The organism is Fuchsiella alkaliacetigena (genome assembly GCF_023227765.1).
Lineage (GTDB): Bacteria > Bacillota > Halanaerobiia > Halobacteroidales > Acetohalobiaceae > Fuchsiella > Fuchsiella alkaliacetigena.
Window position 1 is genome coordinate 1 of the sequence record NZ_JALKBZ010000084.1, and the last position, 6694, is coordinate 6694.

At 31.8% G+C, this 6694-nt stretch carries 10 protein-coding genes; 4 read left to right on the plus strand and 6 right to left on the minus strand.

The genetic code is table 11. From position 1 onward, the window contains the following. Nucleotides 1-82 precede the first annotated feature (82 nt). The 6 genes from MWH30_RS13200 to MWH30_RS13225 all read right to left on the minus strand — a co-directional run bounded on the left by MWH30_RS13200 (nt 83) and on the right by MWH30_RS13225 (nt 3866). Nucleotides 83-805 carry a DUF169 domain-containing protein gene (locus MWH30_RS13200; RefSeq protein WP_248664563.1) on the minus strand — a complete coding sequence of 241 codons (723 nt, stop codon included), beginning with the start codon at nt 803-805 and terminating at the stop codon, nt 83-85. A gap of 361 nt (nt 806-1166) precedes the next feature. Continuing rightward, a complete protein-coding gene (locus MWH30_RS13205) occupies nt 1167-1742 on the minus strand; it encodes an ankyrin repeat domain-containing protein (RefSeq protein WP_248664564.1) in 576 nt (191 codons plus the stop codon). Between the two features lie 257 nt (nt 1743-1999). Then, the gene (locus MWH30_RS13210) at nt 2000-2428 is read right to left on the minus strand and encodes an HD-GYP domain-containing protein (protein ID WP_248664565.1); all 429 of its coding nucleotides are present in this window, start codon (nt 2426-2428) and stop codon (nt 2000-2002) included. Between the two features lie 152 nt (nt 2429-2580). Further along, nucleotides 2581-2733 (minus strand): hypothetical protein, encoded by a 153-nt coding sequence (locus tag MWH30_RS13215; RefSeq protein WP_248664566.1) that lies wholly within the window; start codon nt 2731-2733, stop codon nt 2581-2583. A gap of 104 nt (nt 2734-2837) precedes the next feature. Next, complete coding sequence (locus MWH30_RS13220; RefSeq protein WP_248664567.1) at nt 2838-3206, minus strand: hypothetical protein; 369 nt, start codon at nt 3204-3206, stop codon at nt 2838-2840. Nucleotides 3207-3608: 402 nt separating this feature from the next. After that, on the minus strand, nt 3609-3866 hold the full coding sequence (locus MWH30_RS13225) for a helix-turn-helix domain-containing protein (protein ID WP_248664568.1): 258 nt from the start codon (nt 3864-3866) through the stop codon (nt 3609-3611). Between the two features lie 162 nt (nt 3867-4028). Here MWH30_RS13225 and MWH30_RS13230 point away from each other — a divergent pair, with 162 nt between their 5' ends. The 4 genes from MWH30_RS13230 (at nt 4029) to MWH30_RS13245 (ending at nt 6505) form a co-directional block, all read left to right on the plus strand. After that, the gene (locus MWH30_RS13230; RefSeq protein WP_248664569.1) at nt 4029-4433 is read left to right on the plus strand and encodes a helix-turn-helix domain-containing protein; all 405 of its coding nucleotides are present in this window, start codon (nt 4029-4031) and stop codon (nt 4431-4433) included. Then, nucleotides 4423-4638: a hypothetical protein gene (locus MWH30_RS13235; RefSeq protein WP_248664570.1), complete on the plus strand. Its 216-nt coding sequence runs from the start codon at nt 4423-4425 to the stop codon at nt 4636-4638. Before MWH30_RS13230 ends, MWH30_RS13235 begins: the two co-directional genes overlap by 11 nt. A 753-nt stretch (nt 4639-5391) precedes the next feature. Then, the gene (locus MWH30_RS13240) at nt 5392-5793 is read left to right on the plus strand and encodes a hypothetical protein (protein ID WP_248664571.1); all 402 of its coding nucleotides are present in this window, start codon (nt 5392-5394) and stop codon (nt 5791-5793) included. Nucleotides 5794-5977: 184 nt separating this feature from the next. Further along, nucleotides 5978-6505 (plus strand): flavin reductase family protein, encoded by a 528-nt coding sequence (locus MWH30_RS13245; protein WP_248664572.1) that lies wholly within the window; start codon nt 5978-5980, stop codon nt 6503-6505. Nucleotides 6506-6694 lie beyond the last annotated feature (189 nt).

Sequence of the window (6694 nt, forward strand, 5' to 3'; positions counted from 1 at the left end):
TAATGGTTGATTATATTTTACACATGGTTATCAAATTAATCAAATCTTGTTTTAGGAGGACAAATGTCCTTATTTTATATTTTTATATCCTCTCTTTAATGCTAGGCCAACAAGCCCCTTGAGTCAAAAAGCTATTTTCTACCTCCGCTTCTAATTCTAAAAATCTCTGATAAGGCAGGCTAAAAGAAAGCAATTCCGAATCAATATATTTTCTAGCTGAAGGATCTGTTAAACCAATTAAAGCTTTAGGATTTTCACTTTCAGCTTGTTCTAAAACTTCAATAATAGTACTATGACAACCAGCCCCAAAAAAGATAGTCACATTATCCTTAGTAGGCTGATCAAAGTTAGCTAAAGTAACCAAGCCTGAAAGTTGATCAGCATTTACTAAAAAGACTATTGCTTTAGGCTCCTCATCAGCTTCTACTTCCTCTAGAGGTTTAAAAACCACATATTTAGTTGCCACCTCAATATCTGGCAAGCTAGCGATAAATTGACGAGCATATTCAGGAGTCTTTTTATAAAACTCTCCTTCGCGCTCGCACTCCTCTCCTGTAGATAAAAAATGTTCAATCTCTCCCAACTCATAATCTTTAAACCCTAATCCCTTAGCTCCACCCGGACAGCCACAGGTATCCTCATCAAAAACAGCTGTTTTACCTTTAGCTGCCTGAGTCATAAGTGAAATAACACAACCCCATCTGCCTTCTTTAAATTGAATTGTCTGCTCAGGTTTTTCATCAGTCCATAGTATAGCTATCGATGACTTCTCCAACTTAATAGCTTCAGCAATTTTGCTTTTCATTTTTTAATTCCTCCTTTTTTAGTTAATTATACCATAAATTAATTAAGCAACCTAACTAAAAACTACGCTAATTAATTAGCGTAGTCTCTCAATATATTATTATTTAATACTTTCAACTAAATTGAGAAAACTATCAGCTATGAAAAAAGAATAATTTCATATATCATGAATTCCTTATCTTCTTTTGTAAAGAAGGTGATAGACAAATAATATTTATTTTTTAGTCACTTGCCGAATTGAGGTTAATAAAAACTTCAGTAACCCCATTATTTAATTCAGGGAAGCATTAAGTTGTCCCTTATACAAAAAGCTCCCATGATAAATTGGGAGCTTTTCTATAAATATCTCTTTTAAATCTCTTTTAATTAGTAGCTTCTTTTAAACTTTCATAGACTTCAACCTCTTTAGATTCTTTACTTCCATCAAGATGATTTTCTAAGTACTTAAGAGCAGTAACTCCTGTTTCATCTTCTAGAGTAGCATCAGCTTCATGATTTAATAAAGACTCTATAATCAATATATTGCCATTGTAAGCAGCATGGATTAAAGCGCTTTTTCCTTGCTCATCTTGAGCATCAATCTCTACTCCTTCTTCAACTAAAAATTCCACTACTTCTAAATTACTAGCAGCAGCTGACTTCATTAAAGGAGTTTCACCAGCTTCATTTGAAGTATTTATATCCAAACCTTTAGTAATTGCCTCTTCTAATTCTGCTATAGAAATAGAATACCAGTCTATTTCTTCCATGCTTATACTTTCTTCCTCATCCGTTTCTATTTCTTCTTCAATTTCAACTTCTTCCTCAGAAGCCTCTTCTTCAACTATAGCTTCTTCTTCTTCAGAAATTGTAGTTTCTACTTTTTCATCATTACCACAACCTAAAAGAACTACTAATAAAGCTAATACTAAGGCTAATATTTTAACAGTTTTTTTCATAAAAATTTCCTCCTTTTACAAATTAATATTGCGTCAAATTCAAACTAAATCAACTATAACTCCTTGTCTATCTATTCCATACTAATTAATTAATACCTTTTAAAATGTTAAATTAAAGTGAAATAACCTTAAAATTGTCTTCTAATACAAATTCAAAATACTAATACAAATTTCAACAGCTTGATTATAATACTTATCCCCATTTTCCCTTAACTCTTTTAATGCTTCCTCAACTCCTAGAGCCTTTCGATAAGGTCTCAAAACACTAATAGCATCCACAAAGCTACAGCCAAAATTTTTGCCTCTAAATCAATTTCTTCCCCTTTAAGACCTTTTGGATAGCCAGATCCATCCCAGCGTTCATGGTGATACTTAGCAACTTCAACTATTTTTGAATCAAACTCCGCAGCCTCCAAAAGCTTAGCACCAATGACAGGATGATTTCTAATAACATTCATTTCATCCTCGCTTAGCTCCCCAGGCTTATTTAAAACTTTATGTGGTGTCATTAATTTACCTATATCATGCAATAAAGCAGATGTATATAAGTTATCTAGCTCAGATTGCTCCAAACCTAAAGCTTGTCCTAGCTTAACAGCATACTTAGCAACATTACGCTGATGACCGCTATTAAACAAATCCCTTAAATCCATAATCTCAGTAATCAACTTCAAGTAATTATTCAAATGAACCCCCCCCTCTTTAAATTAAACTTAATAAGAAAAGTAAAGCTGCTATTACATTTGTAATCGGCGCAGGCCGTCTGAAATCCTGTTCCTTCATAAGATAATCACCTCACTTCTAAGAAATTAACTTTTAAGCTTGTCCAGCAGGGAGCTTATGCTCCCTCTACCTCTATGGCCTCTTTAGAACTTTCCTTTTCAGCCTCATCTACAATACGCTGCATAGCCTTAATCAAAATCTCTTTGGACTTTTCAACCTTCTCAGGAGCATCCAAAAAGATAACCTCAACTTTAATTTCTTCGGCCATAATATCGCCTCCAATATATCCTATTAGGCTGCTAGGTTGTCCTATTACTCTTTAAATCAATAAAGCTTAGGCTATTAATAAATAAGTAGTTAAGCCAAGAACAGTCATTCCAATAGATCATCCAAAACTTTAAGTGCTTTATTCTTAACTAGAGAATCAGAAAGATTAAAAACTTTTTCAATAATGCCCCTTAAATCTTCATCACTAGCAAGACATTTAATCCTAAACCAGTTACCTTTTTTGATATGTAAGGCCAACTCCCGCAAAAGCAAAAGCTCCTTTTCCGTCAAACCAAGATAGTGCTGATCAGCAAAGTTTCCTTCAAAATCACCCGCAGATTCTGCCAATAAAAGTTCAGCCTTTTCAATCTCTGCACAGACTTGACAATCAGAAAGATAACCTTCCAGCCCAACATGAATCTCCTTAATAGAATCAACAAAACTCTGAAAAGATCCAATCAACTCAGCACTCATTAGATTACCCCCTTTTTTCTACTCCCCTTTCCCATTAAGCAATGAATAACATCAGTAATCCTTAGTTCATCACTCATAGCCACCTCTACCAATAAACAAAAGATCTAAACTAGCTATATCAAGAAAATAATAAATTAGTAGTTGTTTATTAGGACATTTTCCCTTGCTCCACTATTTTGCAAAGAAAACAAATAACCTTAATGTCAAATTTACTTTGCAATATTTTTAATAATTATCATTAAGTCCAGCTTTCTGTCTAGAAAGTTTTCTTTTAAGTTCAGTTGTTCTTTTTTGACTTATAGGCTTAATTTTTTTAAGGATTCCATAATACTGGCCCTCCGTTCAGGCTAATTTTTGGCTGTTATCTGTTGAGTCAAACTCATCCAGTTTACTATTAGTAAATTAATTTGGTAAAAAAATATAATTATAAACTTCTTGAAAAGATTTATTTAACTCCTTTGATAAGACTTTAGAAAATAACCTAGCTTCATTTAAACTTATTTTCCTACTTCCAGTTTCTTTGGAAGAATAAGTACTTATAGCCATATCCGCATTATTATCCATTTCTTTGATAAGTTTTATTAATTCCCTTTGTTCTAAGCCAGCTTTGTTTCTTAGCTCTCTTAACCTACTGCAAATAATTTTATTTTTATCAGGCATTAAGATCCCTCCTTTTAAATTTCACTATTAATAAACTGTATATTAGTATTATAATTTACTAATTATAAAATACCAAGAGATTTGTTGTTAAAATACACGAAAAGTAAAATAGATTTACCAATTTACATTTTGTGATATAATTTAAAGAAAGGTGATGGTATTATGTTGGGAAAAAGACTAAAAAAATTAATAAAAGAACATAACTTGCTACAAAAAGACTTTGCTAAAAAGATAGGTTTTAGTAAATCTACAGTAACCATGTGGATCAGAGGAGATAGAGAACCTGATAATAAAACATTAAGAAAAATAGCTGATTTTTTTAATGTAAGTGTTGACTATCTTCTGGGTCGTACTAACCAAAAGAACCCTGAAAAAGCTAATAGTAAAATAAAACAAGCCTTAGCTGATGATCCGGAGCTTTTTGAGTTTTGGCAAGAAATATCAAAAAGAGAAGACTTACGATTAATGTTCAAGCAAACTAAAGACCTAAGCCCAAAGTCCATTCATAGAATTATAGAGGTTATCAAAATAATAGAAGATCAGGAAAAGGAACGATATGAAGGATAAAATAAAAGAAGAGATAAAGAATGCTTTAGAAGATCAATACATAAACTTTGAGGACTGGGCCAAAAGCAATGATATTTACAGTCATTTAACCAAACTTATCCCGGAGGTTTGGGGATTTGTTTATAAATCAATCTACGATAACTATTTTGTGATAATTAATAAAAACCTCACTAGACAGATGCAGCAAGAGGTTTTTATGCATTAAGTTGAACATATCTTGTATTACTTACCTAAGAAACTCTACCTGATTGGGTTAGATAGGCAACGAACACCAGTTGAAGAAGCAGCTGATGGTTTTGCTGCTTAAATGATAGATATTGTTAAGGAAATCAATGGCTAATGTAAGTCTTTTTTTATTACCTAGTTAAGAAATATTTAGCTATTATGTTATTTGTCAGAATATGACGAAAGTTGATAATAGAATTATTAACCAATACAAACTTTTTTTATACCCAAATTGCGAAATATCTTACTTTATAGTAAAAATTGATAGAAAAATGATATTCATTAATATTTAAACCTTCTCTCTGATTGTACTTATACAGGTTGAACAAATCTTTTTATTTTTGTAGTTGACCACATCATCAGTACTATCACCAAAAACACATTTAGAGCTATACTTTTTAACTATGACTTTATTCTCATCAACTAAGGCCTTTTCTAACTCACTTCCAGCTTGCTCTATTTGCTTTTGAGCTTTAATATTAATCTTATCTATTTGATCCACAAATAAGAAGAGATGTATAGTAGAGTGCTGTTGAATAAATACCAATAATATATTATAATTTAGATAATAAATGCTCAAGAAAGAAATAAGAATATGAGCAAGTATAGCAACTAAGTGCTTACATTTAAGCTAAAATTTGCAGATTTAAGTTATGCTTAAGCTTCCTTAAATGGTGGATGATTAATAGCAACCCCTCACATCTTACTAGGAGCGAGGAGGTAAATAGATTTTATGGAACTTTCACTTTTAATCGGTATAGTACTTGTAGCTATCATTTTATTTATTCTAAGCATAAAATATATAAAGTTTATCCAAGAAAAATATAATTTTAATTTTTTTAGTCTTAGCAGAATACTTAGCCTTTTGGTAGTCGCAGGAATTTTAATTTTTGCTACTACTAGCCCTGAGTTATCATCTAATATTTCTATTTCATTGTTGGCTGTAACTATAATTATAATTTTAGGAACACTAATCTATAATATTAATTCCATTGGGATAAATGGAGTTCTAGTTACAATTATTCAATTTTTATTGGTTTTTGTTATAGTTCTTATTTTTCCTTTTGCTTTTATGTTAATAATCTTGGTAGCATTACTTTCATCAGTTCGCTTCATTTTTCTTTACAGATTTTGATTAAATGTATTTTTCACCGGCAGCATAATCTACTAAATATTTGCCTAGTTTAAAATCGAATAATGGAAATTTGATTATGCACATTAGAGCAGCCTAACACTAGTTGCTCTTTTGTTCATAAAGGAATTTAAAGACATATCAATAATTAATATAGGTAGAAGTCAAAGCAGAAAGGAGAGATATAATGGAGTTAGAAGCTAATGAATTTCAAAATCTATTAACTCTACCAATGGCAGTAATCACAACCAAAGATGCTAAAGGAGTTGATAATGCTGCCCCTTATGGCTGTGTGATGCCTGTTTTAAAACCATTTAAGGTGATAGCACTTGCTTCGGCTTTACCTAGACATACTTTGGCTAATATTAGAGATACTGAAGAGTTTATCATTAATATTATGGGTAAGCCAGGCTTCAAAGAGAGTATGAGTTGTGCTAAGGACTATCCAGAGGAAGTTAGTGAGTTAGAAGAAGTAGGCTTAGAGACTGTAGCTGCTAAAAAAGTTAAGGTACCTCGAATTAAAAAGGCTATTGGCTGGATTGAGGCTAGCTTAAAAGAGGAGATACTCAGAGAGGACTTCTCTATAGTCTTAGGTGAAGTATTGAAGGCAGAAATAAACGAAGAATATCTAGAAAGTGATCAACTAACAGAAGATCCGCTAACAATGCTAAATGGTGAGTTTAGAGCTTTAGGCGATAGTGTTTCAATGGAATAGTAATTACAAAAAGAGCAACCTAATATTAGGCTGCTCTTTTTGTATGTAAAACCTATACTTCAAAAGCTCCTATTACTCTACTGAAGTAACTTGACTATACTATCATATTTACCCCATATTCCGCATAAGTGAATAGTAGTTTTCAATAGTATAAAAATACCATTTTATTTTAGCCTTTTATGTGGAATT

Bases quoted from the DNA above. Each gene is read 5' to 3' on its own strand.
- MWH30_RS13200 (WP_248664563.1), bottom strand. From the start codon at position 805: ATGAAAAGCAAAATTGCTGAAGCTATTAAGTTGGAGAAGTCATCGATA.
- MWH30_RS13205 (WP_248664564.1), bottom strand. From the start codon at position 1,742: ATGAAAAAAACTGTTAAAATATTAGCCTTAGTATTAGCTTTATTAGTA.
- MWH30_RS13215 (WP_248664566.1), bottom strand. From the start codon at position 2,733: ATGGCCGAAGAAATTAAAGTTGAGGTTATCTTTTTGGATGCTCCTGAG.
- MWH30_RS13220 (WP_248664567.1), bottom strand. From the start codon at position 3,206: ATGAGTGCTGAGTTGATTGGATCTTTTCAGAGTTTTGTTGATTCTATT.
- MWH30_RS13225 (WP_248664568.1), bottom strand. From the start codon at position 3,866: ATGCCTGATAAAAATAAAATTATTTGCAGTAGGTTAAGAGAGCTAAGA.
- MWH30_RS13230 (WP_248664569.1), top strand. From the start codon at position 4,029: ATGTTGGGAAAAAGACTAAAAAAATTAATAAAAGAACATAACTTGCTA.
- MWH30_RS13235 (WP_248664570.1), top strand. From the start codon at position 4,423: ATGAAGGATAAAATAAAAGAAGAGATAAAGAATGCTTTAGAAGATCAA.
- MWH30_RS13240 (WP_248664571.1), top strand. From the start codon at position 5,392: ATGGAACTTTCACTTTTAATCGGTATAGTACTTGTAGCTATCATTTTA.
- MWH30_RS13245 (WP_248664572.1), top strand. From the start codon at position 5,978: ATGGAGTTAGAAGCTAATGAATTTCAAAATCTATTAACTCTACCAATG.